21 protein-coding genes and 1 pseudogene are annotated in these 17736 nt (G+C 63.9%); 12 read left to right on the plus strand and 10 right to left on the minus strand.

Annotated elements, in window-relative coordinates:
- The first annotated feature begins 114 nt into the window (after window positions 1-114).
- The 3 genes from BFE01S_RS18415 to BFE01S_RS18425 all read left to right on the plus strand — a co-directional run bounded on the left by BFE01S_RS18415 (window position 115) and on the right by BFE01S_RS18425 (window position 3320).
- Window positions 115-435: an ArsR/SmtB family transcription factor gene (locus BFE01S_RS18415; RefSeq protein ID WP_042337924.1), complete on the plus strand. Its 321-nt coding sequence runs from the start codon at window positions 115-117 to the stop codon at window positions 433-435.
- Complete coding sequence (locus tag BFE01S_RS18420; protein ID WP_028226765.1) at window positions 435-1541, plus strand: cation diffusion facilitator family transporter; 1107 nt, start codon at window positions 435-437, stop codon at window positions 1539-1541. Before BFE01S_RS18415 ends, BFE01S_RS18420 begins: the two co-directional genes overlap by 1 nt.
- A 102-nt stretch (window positions 1542-1643) precedes the next feature.
- A complete protein-coding gene (locus BFE01S_RS18425; protein ID WP_028226766.1) occupies window positions 1644-3320 on the plus strand; it encodes an FAD-dependent monooxygenase in 1677 nt (558 codons plus the stop codon).
- Window positions 3321-3361: 41 nt separating this feature from the next.
- Here the strand turns inward: BFE01S_RS18425 and BFE01S_RS18430 are convergent, their stop codons facing one another.
- The 4 genes from BFE01S_RS18430 to BFE01S_RS18445 are packed head-to-tail and all read right to left on the minus strand — an operon-like array spanning window position 3362 to window position 8681.
- The gene (locus tag BFE01S_RS18430; RefSeq protein WP_028226767.1) at window positions 3362-3604 is read right to left on the minus strand and encodes a formate dehydrogenase subunit delta; all 243 of its coding nucleotides are present in this window, start codon (window positions 3602-3604) and stop codon (window positions 3362-3364) included.
- A 4-nt stretch (window positions 3605-3608) separates the two neighbouring features.
- Window positions 3609-6569, minus strand: a complete 2961-nt coding sequence (gene fdhF, locus BFE01S_RS18435; protein WP_028226768.1) for a formate dehydrogenase subunit alpha — start codon at window positions 6567-6569, stop codon at window positions 3609-3611.
- A 13-nt stretch (window positions 6570-6582) separates the two neighbouring features.
- Window positions 6583-8148: a formate dehydrogenase beta subunit gene (locus BFE01S_RS18440; protein WP_028226769.1), complete on the minus strand. Its 1566-nt coding sequence runs from the start codon at window positions 8146-8148 to the stop codon at window positions 6583-6585.
- The gene (locus BFE01S_RS18445; RefSeq protein WP_028226770.1) at window positions 8145-8681 is read right to left on the minus strand and encodes an NAD(P)H-dependent oxidoreductase subunit E; all 537 of its coding nucleotides are present in this window, start codon (window positions 8679-8681) and stop codon (window positions 8145-8147) included. Before BFE01S_RS18445 ends, BFE01S_RS18440 begins: the two co-directional genes overlap by 4 nt.
- A 131-nt stretch (window positions 8682-8812) precedes the next feature.
- Between BFE01S_RS18445 and BFE01S_RS18450 the strand changes: the two genes are divergently transcribed.
- The 3 genes from BFE01S_RS18450 (at window position 8813) to BFE01S_RS18460 (ending at window position 10975) form a co-directional block, all read left to right on the plus strand.
- On the plus strand, window positions 8813-9898 hold the full coding sequence (locus BFE01S_RS18450) for a substrate-binding domain-containing protein (RefSeq protein ID WP_028226771.1): 1086 nt from the start codon (window positions 8813-8815) through the stop codon (window positions 9896-9898).
- A 104-nt stretch (window positions 9899-10002) separates the two neighbouring features.
- On the plus strand, window positions 10003-10269 hold the full coding sequence (locus BFE01S_RS18455) for a hypothetical protein (RefSeq protein ID WP_028226772.1): 267 nt from the start codon (window positions 10003-10005) through the stop codon (window positions 10267-10269).
- Between the two features lie 391 nt (window positions 10270-10660).
- On the plus strand, window positions 10661-10975 hold the full coding sequence (locus BFE01S_RS18460; protein ID WP_028226773.1) for a hypothetical protein: 315 nt from the start codon (window positions 10661-10663) through the stop codon (window positions 10973-10975).
- Between the two features lie 57 nt (window positions 10976-11032).
- Here BFE01S_RS18460 and BFE01S_RS18465 read toward each other — a convergent pair whose 3' ends face one another.
- Both BFE01S_RS18465 and BFE01S_RS18470 read right to left on the minus strand, forming a co-directional pair.
- Window positions 11033-11581, minus strand: coding sequence for a flagellar biosynthesis sigma factor (locus BFE01S_RS18465; protein ID WP_156967067.1), 549 nt, complete (start codon window positions 11579-11581; stop codon window positions 11033-11035).
- A gap of 83 nt (window positions 11582-11664) precedes the next feature.
- Window positions 11665-12669, minus strand: a complete 1005-nt coding sequence (locus tag BFE01S_RS18470; RefSeq protein ID WP_028226775.1) for a DUF2515 family protein — start codon at window positions 12667-12669, stop codon at window positions 11665-11667.
- Window positions 12670-12934: 265 nt separating this feature from the next.
- Between BFE01S_RS18470 and BFE01S_RS44400 the strand changes: the two genes are divergently transcribed.
- Window positions 12935-13105 (plus strand): hypothetical protein, encoded by a 171-nt coding sequence (locus BFE01S_RS44400; protein ID WP_156967068.1) that lies wholly within the window; start codon window positions 12935-12937, stop codon window positions 13103-13105.
- Between the two features lie 70 nt (window positions 13106-13175).
- Window positions 13176-13568, plus strand: a complete 393-nt coding sequence (locus tag BFE01S_RS45880; protein WP_245621137.1) for a helix-turn-helix transcriptional regulator — start codon at window positions 13176-13178, stop codon at window positions 13566-13568.
- A 33-nt stretch (window positions 13569-13601) separates the two neighbouring features.
- On the opposite strand, the gene BFE01S_RS18485 is transcribed toward BFE01S_RS45880, so the two are convergent.
- Entirely contained in the window at window positions 13602-14120 is a 519-nt protein-coding gene (locus tag BFE01S_RS18485; RefSeq protein WP_028226776.1) for a hypothetical protein, read from the minus strand.
- 615 nt (window positions 14121-14735) lie between these two features.
- On the opposite strand from BFE01S_RS18485, the pseudogene BFE01S_RS46575 reads away from it, so the two are divergent.
- From BFE01S_RS46575 to BFE01S_RS39250, 3 genes and pseudogenes are all read left to right on the plus strand, one after another.
- Window positions 14736-14840: pseudogene (locus BFE01S_RS46575) on the plus strand (tyrosine-type recombinase/integrase); the annotation flags it as partial.
- Window positions 14841-15047: 207 nt separating this feature from the next.
- Entirely contained in the window at window positions 15048-15224 is a 177-nt protein-coding gene (locus BFE01S_RS44405; protein WP_156967069.1) for a hypothetical protein, read from the plus strand.
- On the plus strand, window positions 15221-15628 hold the full coding sequence (locus BFE01S_RS39250) for a type II toxin-antitoxin system death-on-curing family toxin (RefSeq protein WP_245621138.1): 408 nt from the start codon (window positions 15221-15223) through the stop codon (window positions 15626-15628). Before BFE01S_RS44405 ends, BFE01S_RS39250 begins: the two co-directional genes overlap by 4 nt.
- Before the next feature lie 22 nt (window positions 15629-15650).
- On the opposite strand, the gene BFE01S_RS18510 is transcribed toward BFE01S_RS39250, so the two are convergent.
- Window positions 15651-15884, minus strand: a complete 234-nt coding sequence (locus tag BFE01S_RS18510) for a hypothetical protein (RefSeq protein WP_028226777.1) — start codon at window positions 15882-15884, stop codon at window positions 15651-15653.
- Window positions 15885-16033: 149 nt separating this feature from the next.
- On the opposite strand from BFE01S_RS18510, the gene BFE01S_RS39255 reads away from it, so the two are divergent.
- A complete protein-coding gene (locus tag BFE01S_RS39255; RefSeq protein WP_042337925.1) occupies window positions 16034-16324 on the plus strand; it encodes a hypothetical protein in 291 nt (96 codons plus the stop codon).
- Between the two features lie 227 nt (window positions 16325-16551).
- On the opposite strand, the gene BFE01S_RS18520 is transcribed toward BFE01S_RS39255, so the two are convergent.
- Window positions 16552-16875 (minus strand): helix-turn-helix transcriptional regulator, encoded by a 324-nt coding sequence (locus BFE01S_RS18520; RefSeq protein ID WP_156967070.1) that lies wholly within the window; start codon window positions 16873-16875, stop codon window positions 16552-16554.
- Window positions 16876-16904: 29 nt separating this feature from the next.
- Window positions 16905-17612 (minus strand): hypothetical protein, encoded by a 708-nt coding sequence (locus tag BFE01S_RS39260; RefSeq protein WP_042337926.1) that lies wholly within the window; start codon window positions 17610-17612, stop codon window positions 16905-16907.
- Window positions 17613-17736 lie beyond the last annotated feature (124 nt).

The raw sequence follows: 17736 nt of genomic DNA on the forward strand, positions 1-17736 counted from the left end.
TGAGAGAAGCAAAGGCGGCATTTTCCCATACTCCGCCGACCTCACTCCGGACTTGACAAGATTTCTGTAAGCTTATAACGTATGAACACATATTCATATGTTTGATTAAAGATCATGACACCGCTTCTCGACGACGAGCGCGCCGCCCCGCTCGCCGACCTCTTTCGTCTGCTTGGCGATCCTACGCGCCTGCGCATTGTGCTCGCGTGCGTGCAGGACAGGCTTGCTGTGGGCGCGATCGCCGAGTCGCTCGGGCTTTCGCCTTCGCTCGTGAGCCACCATCTGCGGCTGTTGCGCGCAGCGCGCATCGTGCGCGCGGAGCGCGAGGGCAAGCAGGTGTTCTATGCCGCGGCCGACCTGCATATCAGCACGATGCTGGCGGGCATGCTCGAACACGTGAGCGAACCCGCCGGCGAACTGCAGGAGCACGTGTGATGAACGACCCGCGCAAACCGCGAAGCGCCGCTGAAGAGCGCGAAGACGAGCACGCGCCGGTGTGGCTCGACGACGAGAGCAAACATTCGCACGAGCATGAACACGGCCACGGGCACAGTCATGGCCACGACCACGAGCAGGGACATGACCACGATCACGGCCCGCAGGCGCACGCGGACCATAGCCACGGTCATGGCCACGGCCACCACCATCATCACGCGCCTGTCGCGGGGCAGGGCCGCGCGTTCGCATTGGCCGTCGCGCTGAACGTCACGATCGTGGTCGTGCAGGCGGTGTACGGCGTACTCGCCCATTCGACCGCGCTGCTCGCCGACGCGGGTCACAATCTCTCCGACGTCCTGGGCCTGCTGCTGGCCTGGGGCGCGATCTGGCTCACGAAGCGCCGGCCGTCGGCGCGCTTCACGTTCGGCTTCGGCAGTTCGTCGATCCTGGCCTCGCTCGCCAACGCCGCACTGCTGCTCGTCGCGTGCGGCGTGATCATCGCCGAAGCGATCGGCCGGCTCGTTTCGCCGGCGCCCGTGGCGGGCCTCGACGTGTTCGTCGTGGCCCTGATCGGCATGGTCGTCAATGGATTCTCGGCGTGGCTCTTCATGCGGGGCAGCAAGGACGACCTCAACGTGCGCGGCGCCTTCATGCACATGGCCGCCGACGCGGGCGTGTCCGCCGCGGTGGCCGTGAGCGGTCTCGTGATCTACTTCATGGGCTGGAACTGGATCGACCCGGTCATGAGCATTGCCGTGGTGCTGGTGATCGTCTACGGCACGTGGGGTCTCCTGACCGAGTCGGTGCGGCTCGCGCTCGCGGCGGTGCCGGCGGGCGTGGACGTGGAGCGCGTCCGCGTGTATCTCGCCGCGCAGGAAGGCGTGACCGATGTGCACGACCTGCACATCTGGGCGCTCTCCACCACGGGCAACGCATTGAGCGCGCATCTCGTGATGCCTGCCGGCCACCCCGGCGACGCCGTGCTCGACGGCATGGTGGAAGTGCTGCGCGCGCGCTACGAGATGAAGCACGTCACGCTGCAGGTCGATATGGGAACCTCGGTGCATCGCTGCGCGCTCGATACGGCGCCGCACGCACACTGAGACTTATCGAAGCCCGCGTCGTGCGCCCCATGATGCAACGCGGCGCGGGCGGCCCGATGGCGGGCGTACACTACGGGTCATGTCGGCTGCATGGAGGTCTGCATGACCGTGGCATCTTCCTCGCCGCCCGTGCTCATTGTCGGCGCGGGACCGACCGGGCTCGCCGCGGCGCTGTCGCTTGCCCGCGCGCGCATTCCGGTTCGTTTGATCGATCGCGCGCACGAGCCCGGGCGCCATTCGCGCGCCATCGGCATTCAGGCGCGCACGCTCGAACTCTTCGAGCAGCATCGCATCGTCGAGCCGTTTCTCGAACTCGGCCATCGCGCTCACGTCGCGAATCTCTATTCGAACGGGCAGCGCCGCGCGCGGCTCGATTTCGATCCGCTCCTCACGCGCTATCCCTATCTGCTCTTTCTCGATCAGACCGTGACCGAACGCATCCTCACGGAGCATCTCGCGACGCTGGGTGTCGAGATCGAGCGCGGCTGCGAGCTGCTGGAGCTCACCCAGGGGGCGGCGGGCGTAAGTGCCGAGGTGCGCGGCGCGAGCGGCCGCGTCGAGTCCATTCGCAGCGTGTATCTGATCGCGGCCGACGGCGCGCACAGCACCGTGCGCCACAAGCTCGCGATGAAGTTCGACGGCGAGACGCTCGCGCAGTCCTTCCTGCTTGCCGACGTGGCGGCCTCCACGCCCTGGCCCGAAGACGAGTTCCACATGTTTGCCTCGGCCGACGGCCTTGCCGCGCTGTTCCCGTTCGGCGAGGGGCGCTGGCGCCTGATCGCCGACCACAAGGCCATGCTGCCCGCGGCGCCGGAGGGCGCGGTGCCGGTGCCGACGTTCGAGGAATGCCGCGCGATTGTCGCGCAGCGTGTGCATCACCCGGTTTCGCTCGCGCAGATGGGCTGGTCTTCCTATTTCGGCGTGAACAGCCGGATGGTGCGGCAACTGCGCATGGAGCGCATTTTCTTCGCGGGCGACGCCGCGCACGTGCATAGCCCCGCGGGCGCGCAGGGCATGAACACCGGCATTCAGGAGGCGTTCAATCTGGGCTGGAAGCTCGCGCGCGTCCTCACGGGCGGCGCGCCCGAGCGCCTGCTCGACACCTACCACGCGGAGCGCCATCCGATCGAGCGGCTCGTGTTGCAGCAGACGAGTTTCATGACCCAACTGGCCGAGGCCGATCACGGTCCGATGAAGCTGCTGCGCGAACGGGTGATGCCGACGCTGGCCGCCCTCGGGCCGTTGCGCGACGCCGCGCGCCAGGCGATCAGCGAACTGTCGATCCAGTACCGGCGCAGCCCGCTCACGCTCGAACGCTTGCTGGACGGTGGCCCGCGCGCGGGGGAGCGCGCACCGGACGCGCTGGTGCGCGTGCTGGACGGGCCGCTCGGCAAGGCGCCCGGCAAGGGGCGGATTTTCGATCTGCTCGATCCGGCGAGCTTCTCGCTGCTTTTGCTGGTCGATGAGGACGGCAAGCACGCGGGGGAGAACGGCGACGCCGCCCTCCAGCGTCTCGTCGATGCGCTCGAACGGTTGCTGCCGCAGGCGCTGCGCGTCTGGCGGCTCACCGACGCCCCGGATGGCGACACGACGCCCGAGGGCGAGGGGGCGCCGCCGCTGGCCGAATCGTATGGGCGCACGCGGCCCGCGTTTTATCTCGTGCGGCCGGACGGCTATCTCTGCGCGCGCGGCCGGCCGTCGTCCGATCTGAACGCGCTGCTGCGCCATTGCGAGGCGTGGTTCGTGCCGAACGGCACGGCTCAGGGGAACACCGCCTGACGTGCCAGGCAGCGTGTCCCGTGTTCCATGCCCCGTGCGGCTCAGGCCACCGCTGCGGGCGTGAGCGACTCGCGATGCTTCGTCAGCGCGGCGTACACGATCTCCGAAAAGCCGGCCTGCGCCGCATCGCCATCGAGTTCCGCCAGCAGCACGCGCCGCATGCGCGGCTCCCAGAAGCGCCGGATGTGATCGGCGATGCCCGTGAGCGCTTCCTCGCGGTCGGGCAGCGAATCGAAGAACAGGCCGATCTGGTTGGCCATTTCGATCAGATGGTCGGCTTTCATGGCGTCATTTCCCCCCGCCCGTCACGCTTGTCATGCCCGTCACGTTTGCCTCGGCGCGTTTCTGGTGCAGGTCGAGCTGTTCGGTGTTGAAGCGCGAGTACTCGCGCTGCCACTCCGAAGGCTGTTGCACGTGGCTCACCTGCACCGCCGTCACCTTGTACTCGGGGCAGTTGGTCGCCCAGTCGGAGGACTCGGTGGTGATCACGTTCGCCCCCGACTCCGGGAAGTGGAAGGTCGTGTACACCACGCCCGGCTGCATGCGCGTGCTGACCTTCGCGCGCAGCACCGTCTGCCCGGCGCGCGATTCGATGCCCACCCAGTCGCCGTCGCGAATGCCGCGGTCTTCGGCATCGACGGGATGAATCTCGAGGCGGTCCTCCTCGTGCCAGCGCGAGTTCTCGGTGCGGCGCGTCTGCGCGCCCACGTTGTACTGCGAGAGGATGCGCCCCGTCGTGAGCAGCAGCGGGTAGCGTCGCGTGACCTTCTCGGGCGTGGCGATGAACTTCGTGATCACGAACTTGCCCTTGCCGCGCACGAAGGCGTCCACGTGCATGATCGGCGTGCCTTCCGGCGCGGTCTCGTTGCACGGCCACTGGATGCTGCCCAGCTCGTCGAGGCGCGCGTAGGAGACACCGTGGAAGGTGGGGGTGAGGCGCGCGATCTCGTCCATGATCTGTGACGGATGCGTATAGCGCATCTCGTAGCCGAGCGCGCGGGCCAGCAGGATCGTGACTTCCCAGTCCGCGTAGCCCGCCGCCGGCGGCATCACCTTGCGCACGCGCGAGATGCGGCGCTCCGCGTTGGTGAAGGTGCCGTCCTTTTCGAGGAACGACGAACCCGGCAGCAGCACGTGCGCGTACTTCGCCGTTTCGTTCAGGAAGATGTCCTGCACGACGATGCATTCCATCGCCGAAAGCGCGGCCGCGACGTGCTGGGTGTTCGGGTCGGACTGGACGATGTCTTCGCCCTGGCAGTAAAGGCCCATGAAGCTGCCGTCCAGCGCCGCTTCGAACATGTTCGGGATGCGCAGGCCGGGTTCGGATTGCAGTGCGACGTTCCAGGCGTCTTCGAAGAGGCTGCGCGTCGTGGCGTCGCTCACGTGCCGATAGCCGGGCAATTCGTGCGGGAACGAGCCCATGTCGCACGAGCCCTGCACGTTGTTCTGGCCGCGCAGCGGATTCACGCCCACGCCTTCGCGGCCGACGTTGCCGGTCGCCATCGCGAGGTTGGCGATGCCCATCACCATCGTCGAGCCCTGCGCGTGTTCCGTGACGCCCAGGCCGTAGTAGATCGCGGCGTTGCCGCCGGTGGCGTAAAGCCGCGCGGCTTCGCGCACCCACTGCGCGGGCACGCCGGTGACCGCTTCGCTCGCTTCGGGCGAGTTCTCCGGCAGCGCGACGAAATCGCGCCATTGCTCGAAGGCGCGCGTTTCGCAGCGCTCGGCCACGAACGCCTCGTTGACGAGCCCTTCGGCGACGATCACGTGCGCGAGCGCATTGACGACGGCGACGTTCGTGCCGGGGCGCAGTTGCAGGTGATGCTCGGCCTGCACGTGAGGCGTATCGACGATATCGATGCGGCGCGGATCGACCACGATCAGCTTCGCGCCCTGGCGCACGCGGCGCTTCAGGCGCGAGCCGAACACCGGATGGCCGTCGGTGGGATTGGCGCCGATCACCATGATGACGTCGGCGTGATCGACCGACGCGAAGGTCTGCGTACCCGCCGATTCGCCGAGCGTGGTCTTCAGGCCGTAGCCCGTGGGCGAGTGGCACACGCGTGCGCAGGTATCGACGTTGTTGTTGCCGAACGCCGCGCGCACGAGCTTCTGCACGAGATAGGTTTCCTCGTTCGTGCAGCGCGACGAGGTGATGCCGCCGATCGAGTCGCGGCCATACTTGTCCTGGATGCGGCGGAACTCGCTCGCGGCGTACTGGATCGCTTCGTCCCAGCTGACTTCGCGCCACGGATCGGTGATCTTCGCGCGGATCATCGGCTTCCTGATGCGGTCCTTGTGCGTGGCGTAGCCCCAGGCGAAGCGGCCTTTCACGCAGGCATGGCCCTCGTTGGCCTGGCCGTTGCGGTGTGGCACCATGCGCACGACCTGGCTGCCCTTCATTTCGGCCTTGAACGAGCAGCCCACGCCGCAATAGGCGCAGGTGGTGACGACCGAGTGCTCCGCCTGGCCGAGCATGACCACGCTCTTTTCCTGCAGCGTCGCGGTGGGACACGCGGCCACGCACGCGCCGCACGAGACGCACTCCGATTCCATGAACGGCTCGTTCATGCCCGCCGCCACGCGCGACTCGAATCCGCGTCCCGCGATCGTCAGCGCGAACGTGCCCTGCGTTTCTTCGCAGGCGCGCACGCAGCGATTGCAGACAATGCACTTCGAGGGATCGTAGGTGAAGTACGGGTTCGACTCGTCTTTCTTGTTGTCGAGGTGACTGGCGCCGTCGAAGCCGTAGCGCACTTCGCGCAGGCCGGTCACGCCGGCCATGTCCTGCAGTTCGCAGTCGCCGTTGGCGGGGCAGGTGAGGCAGTCGAGCGGGTGATCGGAGATGTAGAGCTCCATCACGTTGCGGCGCAGATGCTGCAGGCGGTCGGTTTGCGTGCGCACCTTCATGCCGGCTTCGACGGGCGTCGTGCACGAGGCCGGATAGCCGCGGCGGCCTTCGATTTCGACGAGACACAGCCGGCACGAGCCGAACGGTTCGAGCGAGTCGGTGGCGCAGAGCTTCGGCACGTGCACGCCGGCTTCGATCGCGGCGCGCATGACGGAGGTGCCGGCGGGCACGGTCACGGCCTCGCCGTCGATTTCGAGCGTGACGTCGACGTCGGCGTGGCGCAGCGGCGTGCCGTAGTCGGTGTCGTCGAAGGGCGAGCGTTGTTTCATGGCCTGGGACTTGCAACTGCAGTTGCCGGAGCCGCAGCCACCGGCGTTGGACATAAGCGCATCGGACATGCTGGTTCCTTGTTCAGGCGGTGGCAGCGGGACGGCCCGCGGCGACAGGTTCAAGACCGAAATCTTCTGGGAAATGATTGAGCGCGGAGAGCACCGGGTAGGGCGTCATGCCGCCCATCGCGCAAAGCGAGCCGGATACCATCGTGTCGCACAGATCGCGCAGCAGCGTGACCTGCTTTTCCGACGTGTCGCCCTGGCGGATCTTCGCGATCACCTCGACGCCGCGCGTCGAGCCGATGCGGCACGGCGTGCACTTGCCGCACGATTCGAGCGTGCAGAACTCCATGGCGTACTGGGCGAGCCCGGCGAGATCGGACGTGTCGTCGTGCACGACGAGGCCGCCGTGGCCCACCACCGCACCTACGGCCGCATACGCTTCGTAGTCCATGGGAATGTCCCACTGGCTCTCGGGCAGATAGGTGCCGAGCGGGCCGCCCACCTGCACGGCGCGCGCCGGCCGCCCGCTTGCGGTGCCGCCGCCGTAGTCGTACATCAGCTCGCGCAGCGTCACGCCGAACGCCAGTTCGACGAGCCCGCCGCGCGCAATGTTGCCCGCGAGCTGGAACGGCAGCGTGCCGCGCGAGCGGCCCATGCCGAAGTCCTTGTAGAACGCGGCGCCCTTCGCAAAGATCACCGGCACCGTGGCGAGCGTGATGACGTTGTTGATGACCGTGGGCTTGCCGTAGAGGCCGGCGAGCGCGGGCAACGGCGGCTTGGCGCGCACGATGCCGCGCTTGCCTTCGAGCGATTCGAGCAGCGCCGTTTCCTCGCCGCACACATAGGCGCCCGCGCCTTTGGCGACGAACAGATCGAAACGCCGGCCGCTGCCGAGCACGTCGTCGCCGAGCCAGCCCGCCGCGCGTGCACGGCGGATCGCTTCTTCGAGTGCGGCGATGGCATGCGGATACTCGCTGCGCACGTAGATATGCCCTACCGTGGCACCCACAGTGATGCCGGCGATGGTCATCCCTTCGATCAGCATGTACGGATCGCTTTCCATGACGAGGCGATCGGAGAACGTGCCCGAATCGCCTTCGTCGGCATTGCAGACGATGTACTTCTGGTCGGCCTGCGCGCCGGCCACCGTGCGCCATTTGATGCCGGCCGGAAACGCTGCGCCGCCGCGCCCGCGCAGTCCCGATTCCACCAGCGCCTCGCAGGCGGCGGCGCCCGTCATGGCGAGCGCGCTGCGCAGGCCGGCGAGGCCGCCGTGCGCGAGGTAATCGTCGGTCGAGAGCGGATCGGTAATGCCGATGCGGGCGAACGTGAGGCGCTGCTGGCGGCGCAGGTACGGAATCTGTTCGACGAGCCCGACGCCGCGCGCATGCGGCGCGCCTTGAAGGAAACCGGCATCGAACAGTGCGCCGATCTCCTCGGCTTCGACGTTCGCGTACCCGACGCGGCCATCGGCCGTTTCCACTTCGATCAGCGGTTCGAGGTAGAGCAGGCCGCGCGAACCGTTGCGCACGATTTCGACGGCGAGGCCGCGTGCTGCGGCTTCGTGTGCGATGGCGAGGGCGATTGCATCCGCGCCGAGCGCGAGTGCCGAGGAGTCGCGGGGAACGTAGACGCGGATCATGCGGCCTCCTTCGTTTTGCCGGCAGCGGTCACGGCCGCATCGAGGAGCGCGTCGAACTTTTGCGGCGTCACCTTCGCGTGCAAGGTGCCGTTGATCGTCATCGCGGGGGAGAGCGCGCACTGGCCGAGGCAGTACAGCGATTCCAGCGCGAGTGCCGTGCCTTGCGTGCCTTCCGTGCCGTGTGCGTGGCCGGTTTCGTCGCCGTGCGCGTGCGCTTGTGCGAAGCGGCAGCCCGTATGTGCCTCGATATGGCCGGCGAGCGCTTCGCTGCCCATGCTGCGGCAGGCCTCGGCGCGGCAGAGCTGCACGGTGACGGCGGCGGGCGGCGAGGTGCGGAAGTGGTGGTAGTAGCTGATGACGCCATGCACCTCGGCGCGCGAGAGGTTCAGCGCCTTCGCCAGCGGTATGACCGCGTCGGGAGGCACGAAGCCGGTTTCGTCCTGGATGGCGTGCAGGACCGCGAGCAGCGTGCGGCCGGGTTGTGCATGCCGGTGCACGAGGTCGTCCGGCGCGGGGTGCAAGGTTTTGTTCATAGTGGGGTGTCTTTCGGGGCAAATATGCACTTGTATTTCATAAAGTGTGCATCTATGCTGCCGTTGTCTCGTTGTTTGAACGAACAATAGGCCGGTGTATTGGCTTTCGCAATAGGAAAGGCGATTTCATAATGATCAAGGTGGAGTGCCAGGCGCAGCTCGTGGTGCGCGATGCGGAGGGCCGCGAGGCAAGCCTGACGGACGTTGTGCCGCTGCTCGCCCTGGTGGCGGAGGAAGGCAGCATCGCGCAGGCCGCGCAGCGTAAGGGTTTGTCCTATCGGCATGCCTGGGGCCTGTTGCGCGAAGTCGAGGAGCGCCTGGGCGGTGCGCTGATCGCGAAGGCGCGAGGCCGCGGCTCGGTGCTCTCGGAACTCGGGGAGGCGGTGCTGCGCTCGCAGCGGCTGTGCGGCGAGCGCCTGCAAGGCAACCTGCAGGCGCTCGCGAGCGAAGTCGCCAGCGACCTCAACCGCTGGCTCGTGCCGCATGCGCCGGAGCTGCGCATTCATGCGTCGCACGGCTACGCGGTGGCCTCGCTGGTAACGGCGCTCGTCGCGCAGCAGGTGCCGGTGGAAATCAAGTACCGCGATAGCGTCGATGCCATCACGGCGCTCGCGCGCGGCGAATGCGATCTGGCCGGCTTCCACTTGCCGCGCGGCGACTTTCGCACGGCCTGCGCCGACGCATACCGCAACTGGCTCGATCCGCAGCGCCATGTTTTCGTGCACCTCACGCGGCGCAAGCAAGGGCTCTTCGTGGGCCGCGGCAACCCGAAGCACATTGCGGGGCTCGCCGATCTCGCGCGCGGCGACATCCGCTTCGTGAACCGTCAGCCGGGCTCGGGCACGCGCATGCTGATCGATCTGCTGCTCACGCGCATCGGCGTGGATCCGGGGCGGGTGAACGGGTACGCGTCCTCGGAGCTGACGCACTCGGCGATCGCGGCCTTCGTCGCGAGCGGCATGGCCGACGTAGGCTTCGGCGTCGAGCCGGCGGCGCATCACTTCGGTCTCGATTTCATCCCGGTCGCCGACGAGGACTACTATTTCGCGTGCGATCGCGCGCAACTGGAGCGGGAGCCGCTTTCCGCCGTGCTGGCGCTGCTGCGCGGCGCGCCGTTTCGCCAGGATGTCGCGCACCTCGAAGGCTACGACCCCGCCGACTGCGGCACGGTCGTCGCGCTCGACGACGGCTGGGCCGGACTCGCGCCGGCGCTGTAACGCGATGCAATCAGCGCTCACTGCAGCAGGCGATGCTTTCTGTGATACTTTCGGGCAGGTATTGGCTTTTTTGTTTTAGATGCGCGCTCAGGCGCCGATCGACCATGAAATTCTTGCTTAATGTTTGTGCTGCTGCCGCGACCGCGGGAGCACTTTTTGCCACCGTCTCGATTGCCTTCGCGCAGAATTCTCCGGGCGTACCGGACGGCATTCTGACCGACGAGTTCCGTCTTCAGGAGCATCCTCAGTTGCAATTCGCGGCTTCGGCGCCGTCGAACAAATACCAGCACGGCGCGCCTTCGCAGGCGCGCAAGAAGGGCGACCTCGGCGACCCGAACGGCTGCAATCTGCAGTGCCCGCAGGGTAACTGAGGCTGGAGGTGCGCGTTGCGGCTGGCCTGTGGGGGGGGCTGGGTGGGGTGGGGGGAAGGAAGACTCGCGAGACCCGAGAGGGTTGTCGCGAGTTTTTGTTTGTCAGGTAGAAATGTGGTGGGTAGCGCCCCGCCTTTCCGCTCGCATCATGGATCGGCTTGTGCATTCGAGCGACGCTCTATCGATATTCATCGATTTCGACCGTGCCGCCCATGGCTTCCGTCATGTCCGGTTCAACGCCAGTGTGTCCGGAATTCGGGCAACTGAACCTGCTGCCTCGCGTTAAAAGCGGGAAATCACCGAGGTACGTACGCCCGCCGTCAGACCGGCGGGTTGCCAGCGCCGTTCGGGGTTATACGGGACGTTCCGGATTGGGATCCCGGCGAGCGGCATGTCGGTATCGACCGTGGTGGTATGGATCGATGCCACCAAAAGCATAGCCCCAGACTACCGGCTGACGGCGTTACTGCGCCGTGTGAAAGCGAAGAGCGGCCCGCCAGGGCGCGTGGCGATCGCGCACGGCTTTAGAGGCTCGTTCAGAGATTGGGCCAGCGAAAGCGGCTACGCCCGCGACCTGGCCGAACGGGCGCTCGCGCATATCGTCGCGAACAAGGTTGAAGCGGCCTGTCACCGGACCGACCTTCTGGAACGGCGCCGCCTGATGATGGAAGCGTGGGCGGTGCAGGTCTGTTCTTGCCTGGCGTGAATGCAGTATTGCGGCTCGACATCCAATGCTGGCGGGCAATTCCAACAGCGCATCCGGTCAATTGACGTCGAGATGGTCTTCCATCAGTGGCGGGCCGCTCAGTTGTAACGTAATCAGATAGCGCTCGTCTTCTGGCCGGTTTTCGTGAGTGAACCGGCGAATGTCAAGAAAGACCTGATATTTGCCCGCGACTTGCCAGAAGGATTGTGGATCGTCACCGCGCCGGATGCTTTCGACCATCGCGGGCGTATTGCTGACAGGTGGGAACTCATCGGCGCGTATGGGATGCCAGCCGTGCCGCCGTAACTGGTCCTGAAGGTCAAGTATGGCCGCCAAAGCCTCTTTGAGTGGCAATGTCTCGACTTGCGGCGAAAGCGTGACAGACCACACATTGCCGTGCTTGTCATATCCGACTGTCAGGAACTTCGCGGCAGGCGTGATAAAACCGTGTTCGGGATCAGTGAACTGGAACCGTGCCGGTCTAGTTACCACGCCCCCCCAAGCCGCGCCGACCTCAAGCGGCGGGAGTGTTGAATGGGATTGTGCGCGTACCTGCTCATAAGGCTCGCCAAGCGTAAGGACGACCTCATCAACGGGCTTTGCCATCGCGATTAGTGCCCATACGGCAGTGCAGCCAATCGCGGCGCAAGCGAGATACCTGAGCCACCGCGTTTTTTGCCACATCATGCTTACCTCTGGCTCTGGCGCGCAATGAGATAAAGGGAGCTTTCAACGTCGTACTTCTGACGCGGATCGTGCAACAGTTGATTGAATCGCTGTGCGGCACGTAGTACAAACGCCATGCGTTGCTGCGGATCGGCAAGATTGGCAAGCGGTTCCTTGCTGAATCTTTCGTTCTTGCCGTTGGCTCCCGTCACCGTACACTGATTCGCAAAGGCAAGCTGAATCTCCCGCGCCGATCCAGTCGGAATATGCAATGCCCATGCGAACTGGTTGGCGCGCATCAGCAGCGCGAATGCCGGATCGTCGTACATGGCTGGTTGCAGAATATTTATTTGCTCATGATATGCAAGTTGCTCCACGCCAGTTTCAAGGTCTCCGCTATCAATCGCCTCAAATGCGCGCATGACCTGGGGTTGTACCTTGCCAAACGATATTGCGGATTCAATCGGCCACAGTACCGAACCGCGCAAATTTGCCCGCTCCGGAAGGCAGCGCTTGAACCTCTGTAGTCCAAACTGCTTGTAGAACATATGAAGCGGCCAAACGTCGAGAAACAATGACATATTTCCCTTGGCGAGCATCTGATAGACCTTGGCACCGCTTTCGGCGGTCGCGGCACCCGCCGCTGACTGTGTCCCGTAGGCTGTCCATGCGGCCGGACCCACACTCGCTACCTTGCTCAAATTGGCAACGCTGTACGAAGTCGATTTGCCGATCATTTCGGCTGCGTTAAGCAGCCCGCAACCTACCTGCTTTGACGCGAACGCGGCGAGTCCGGCCCACTGGAAACGTCGGTCATCCCACCAGAGTTGCGCATACACGGCGTTGATACGGCGATTGCGCGCGATCGGATCATCTACCGCGACAATCGCTTCGGCCTGCTTCTGATAGAAGCGCCAGCAGTCGATGCAGTCCTGCTTGTCATCTTTCGCTCGCTTTTTTGCGGCAGCCTCTTCTTCTTTCCAGTTCGGATAACAGACCGGGCAGCGGGGGTTGCCACACTTTTGCATAGTTTCTTTTCTTGCAGGTTGTTTTTATGCGTACCGAGTTACGCGAGCGTTCGCGTTGCGAAGTCACGCCAGCACCGCCCAGGATTGCAGGGCAATCAGATGGATTCTGGTTTTTTGATTGGCCGAACCCGATTGTGCAGCATGACGCCATCTCGAAAAACTCCGCGGAAGCGGGGCTCGCTGACTTTTACTATTCACCTTCGACGGGAAACTGCCGCACCGCTCGTTGGTGGGGGATGGGATCCGGTCCCCGACAGGTCAGTTTTTGAGCGGCGCCACGGACGCGGACAAACTCGTCCTCATCGACGAGTGGCGTAATTTCGCCAACGCGATCGATGCGAAGCGCAAGTTCGGCATCGAGAAGAACGGGCTCTGTCTGCTGCTCGCCTACGTCATCGAAGGGATGCGGCAGCGATTGCGAGCTGGATCGCGTTGACGAGGTGCCATTTGCCCAACATGCCGCGCCGGCTCATCGCCCGCGCGGCTTTTTCTTTAGGGAGATGACTATGGAAAAGGTGCTGAACCTACTGCCGAAGGAAGCCGCCGAGCGGCTGCGCGTGTCGGTCGGCACGCTCGCCAACTGGCGCGTCGAGGGCTGCGGCCCGCGCTACATCAAGTTCGGGCGCAAAGTGCTGTACCCCGCCCCCGAGCTCGAAGCGTTCGAAGCTAAGGCGCTCAAACAGGTTGCTGGCGAACCGCAGCGCGAAGTGGCGGCGCCGCATCTGTTGCCCGTTGAAGTGGCGGCGCGCTTGCATATGTCAGTGCACACGCTATCGAACTGGCGCGTGCAGGGCCTTGGCCCGCGCTATATCAAGCTGGGCCGAAAAATCGTTTATCCAATCGCGGAATTGGAGGCTTTCGAACGTGATCGGCTTCGTTCAAACACGACAGAACCGTGAGTCTATCCGCGGGGAAGCTTCACCGGTAGCCGATCAGCCCCGCATCCAGCTATTCGGGCCGCTGTCACCATGCAAGACCGTTGGGGCGTGGCCGCCCGTTGCGTTTGCGTATTTGATAGCCGCTTTGCACACGGGGGACCGCCACGTGCCATCCGAGTACGCGGTAGCCGGATGATTCTGCAAAACTGCCTTGCGCAGTTCGGGCCCATCAAAGCAGGGCTGGCAGACAAAGTGATCAGGTTCAGTGGTTGTCGCTTCGGCCCGGTAAACGAAGCGGCCAGGGGCGACTGGGTGGAGCAGATACCGGCCGCGCTCGGCCAGGGTGGCCTTCACTTCGGCCAGTTCTTTCGTAGCTTCGCGGTGTTGCTCCTGAAGCTCTGAGAGTTGTGCGTTGTGCAGGAACAGCGCCTGTTGCGCGTCGAGCAACTTGCTGTTCAGGTCGGACAGCTTGGGGGCTATCTCGTTGAAGTTTTTCACTTCCAGCGCGGCGCGCCCGAATTCTGTAGCCGCCTTCAGTGACGTAAATGCCGCCGTCAACTGCTGCATGTCCATCCCGTTCCCCGATCGTCGTGATGAGAGGCACAGTAGCACAGGCAACAGGTGGCACCAAAAGCAATTCTGACGCGCGAGAAAACCCCCGCCATACTGCGCGCAACGCTCAAAGAACGAACGTTAAAACAATCTCACAAGCTGCTACGAGTAGCACCCCGGAGATCTTCAGGATTTTGAGAACTAGCACTGCGTGCATGTCCACTCTCCTTTTCTTATCAGCCCGCAGCGCTATGTTCACTTCTACGCGATACAGCAGCAGGCGCTCGCCCGAAGCCAACCGTGTCCGTGCCTGCGGTGCATCGCCGGATGCGAAATCCGACGACGAGCGTATTGTCAGGCAAGAGACGGAAAAGTGGAAATTGATCGGCAATTTTTATTGCCGGTTTCCGTGGGGGAGTGCGTGGGAGAGATGGGGTAACAACTGTCGCAAGTCCCTTATAAATCAGGGGCTTGCGAATGAAATTGGTGGGCCGGCGTCAACCGAATTCTGGTCACTGCGCCTTATGTGACAAGGGTGCGCCAGTTTCTTGGCAGTCAACAACCCCCAAAACAACCCCCGGCAATGTGTTGCTGTAGTAGGCGCTATGTCGTCGCGCGGCTGCCACAGGCTGTGCCGTGCACGCGATGACCCTAGCGAAGATCAGCGGGCACAAGGACCTTCGGCTGTTGCAGGAACACTACTATCGGGAAACCCCTGAGCAGATCGCGGCTCGCCTCTGATGCATCGTGACCCCGTTTTAAGGTCTTGTATTTTAAGCACTTGCCATCAGATAGACTGCGTGCGGCGCCGAACCGACCGAGGTGCGACGCTTTGCGACAGTCAAAGCGAACTCGCAGAATATTGCGAGTAAACTTTTTGTGTAGAATCGCCGTTAACAGCGGTGTGACAACCGTCTAAAACCTAACCCCGAAGGAGATTCCATGGTCATGAAAGGTAAGACCGGGAACATCCACGGAGTCGAAGTAAAGGCCCGGGCCGGCGTACAGCTCCCCACAACAAAGGTCAATGCAAGCTCCGCGGATGGTCGTAAGCAGATCGTCTCTGCCGCCAAACGTGTTTATGAGCAACATCATTCCGTCATCCAAGCTCTCGCTAAACGATGATTCTTGATGTGGATATGGTCGTGCTCGTGCACGACTTCATCCTCAGCCAGGAGCCTGGTCTCAATGGCAAAGCGAACAGGGGCGCCTTGGAGGGCGCCCTTGGTCGTATTGAGAACCGGGTTCTCTACGATGGGTTAGTGGACGTTTTTGAGATCGCCGGCTTGTATGCAGAGGCCATCGCACGCGGTCACGCGTTCTCCGACGCCAATAAGCGGACGGCACTCGTTTCAGCTCTTACCTACCTCTTCATCGAAGGGTACGAAGTCGAGCGGACACAGGCGCTCGAAGAGATCATGGTCGATATCGCCGAGGGGAAGCTCAACTATCTCGACCTTGCGAATATCTTCTCATCGCTGGCCAAACAGATCGATCCGGCAGTGCGATTGAAGCAGATCGCCAAATGAGCCCCGCCACGCGCGGGGTTTTTCATTTCCGCAGCCTCTGCATCAGCATCTCAAATTCTGCCTGCGCTTCAATACTTCGCATTTCCGTCCGCCAGAGCAGGGCGCCGGCCGTCGCCACCACTTCCCAATCGTAGTTGTCCATCGACTCGTGCGTCCTGGCGAGCATGTGCACTAGATCAAGCAGGGCTTGAAGAGGTCGAAGGCTATCGTCCTTCGCGAGCGACCTTAAAACGGCCAAGGTGAGTTCGGGAGTCATGGTGGTCTCCTGCGGTTACCATGATCATAGGCGCGCGCTACGGCTACATGCGCTGCGAGTCCGAACTATCCGAGGCTGGAACCAGAGCGATGACACCGCTGGACGATGAGCGCCGGGCCTAGCTGCTTTGCTTTTTGGTCGTGAGCCACATGTTCACATTCGCCCGTTATGGCGAATGGCTGAACACGTCGTCGCTCGTCGAGTCCGCCGACGGGTGGCTGTGGTCGAATGGCGCGCAATCTGACTGGCTCGACAAGGCTGACCTCATCGCCGATTCGAAACGCTTGGCCGAGGCGTGCTGGGCTCTCATCCCATTCGAAAGCGAGCCTTTCTCGTCGCTCTTCAACCTGCAATCTGGCTGGTTCCTCGACTACCGTAGCCCCGCCGTTCAGGCTGTGCATACCGTGTGCGTAGAGCATCTCGCCAGATCCCGGGCGTAGGAACGCCGGCCGCCGCGTCTCTACCAACCCTCGCCAGCCCCATATCCGCGATGGTGCTTGTGGCTTCCCTGCCGCCTTCCAGAGAGTGAGAGCGACTGGTGCTGGTCACTTGCTTGACCGGCGCGGACGATAGGTTGAAATCGCCCAGTGCACCAGCGACACGGCCGCTCTCAGATGCAGATCCTACGCCGGACGGCGGCGCCAAGCACGCTCATTGGGGCCGGCCGCTAGACTGGAAGTAGCGCCGTATCTACTTGGGTGATGGGAATGAGGCCGCATTTGTTGAGCTTGAACGTGCCCATCTTGACCATCTTGCTGACGGTGTGGCGGCTCAGCCCGAGCATTTCCGCGGCCTGTTTGATCGTCACGTGTGGCGGCCGTGGATGGTTCTCGGCGTAGAGCTGGACCGCGGGGCGAGCGATTCGGAGTTCGCGTTGCTCGTCGATCTGTGCGCCGGCTTGGCCGCCCGAGCCTTGGCCGTGTTGCGCCAGACGCAATCGCAGCCACTCGTCGAAATTGATCGACAGATCCGGGGTCGGTGTACGCGCCATGATCTCCTCCTGTTTCAGGACGTTTCACGCTACCTGAACACGGCCCCGTAGCGCAGGAACAGGTGCCTCTGTGCCGGCCGCATGGCGCCACAGACACGCCGGAAGCGAACGGGCGCGTGCCGGCGCAGTCGTCTACCGCGGCGAGGCCGGAAGTCCGGCGGAATACTCGCCACGCCGTCAAACACGGACGGCTGGCGGCGTGCTATTGCCTCTGCGCGCGCGAGCCGCGCATCGAGCGTGGCCGACTGGATCGCGAAATATCGGGCAAGCGCGCCGCTGTCGCCGTCGAACTGGTCGAACACGTGGTAGTAGGCGACGGCCTCAGAAAACTGCGCATGAATCACGCGAGCTGCATCGGCGGCGTCTTCCGCCAGTTGCAAAGCAACCTCTGGTTCGTAGCTGGGCGAGGCCGCGAGGCGTGCGGTGACGGCATTTTCCCGGAAGTCACCGTCGTCGCGCTCGTCGTGGTCGAGGCGGGTGGCGAAGCGCATGGCCCGATTCACGAAGCGCCCGAAAAGCTTGTGCAGGCGGGATACGACTGTGGCCTGCAACTCGTCGTCATCAGGCTCGATTTCCGCGCCGCGCTCAGCCTTGATCTCTTCGGCGATGATCCACGCCTCGCTTTTCAGGTCGTCGACCGTGTGCTCGCCCCGGGTCAGGCCGGCGATGTGCCGCAGGTGCTTGAGCATCGGGGCAATGAGCCGATCGAAGAAAGAGGCGTCGTGACGTTGGGCCATGCACCACCTGTTCGGGAATGAAGGGCTGGCAGATCCGCGTTGCGAGCGCGAGTGTAACCGCTCCTCTTGACGTTCTCCACCGCGCGGGCTTATCGTGACGGCGTCGCTGAAACAACAGCGATTC

Source organism: Paraburkholderia ferrariae NBRC 106233 (genome assembly GCF_000685035.1).
Lineage (GTDB): Bacteria > Pseudomonadota > Gammaproteobacteria > Burkholderiales > Burkholderiaceae > Paraburkholderia > Paraburkholderia ferrariae.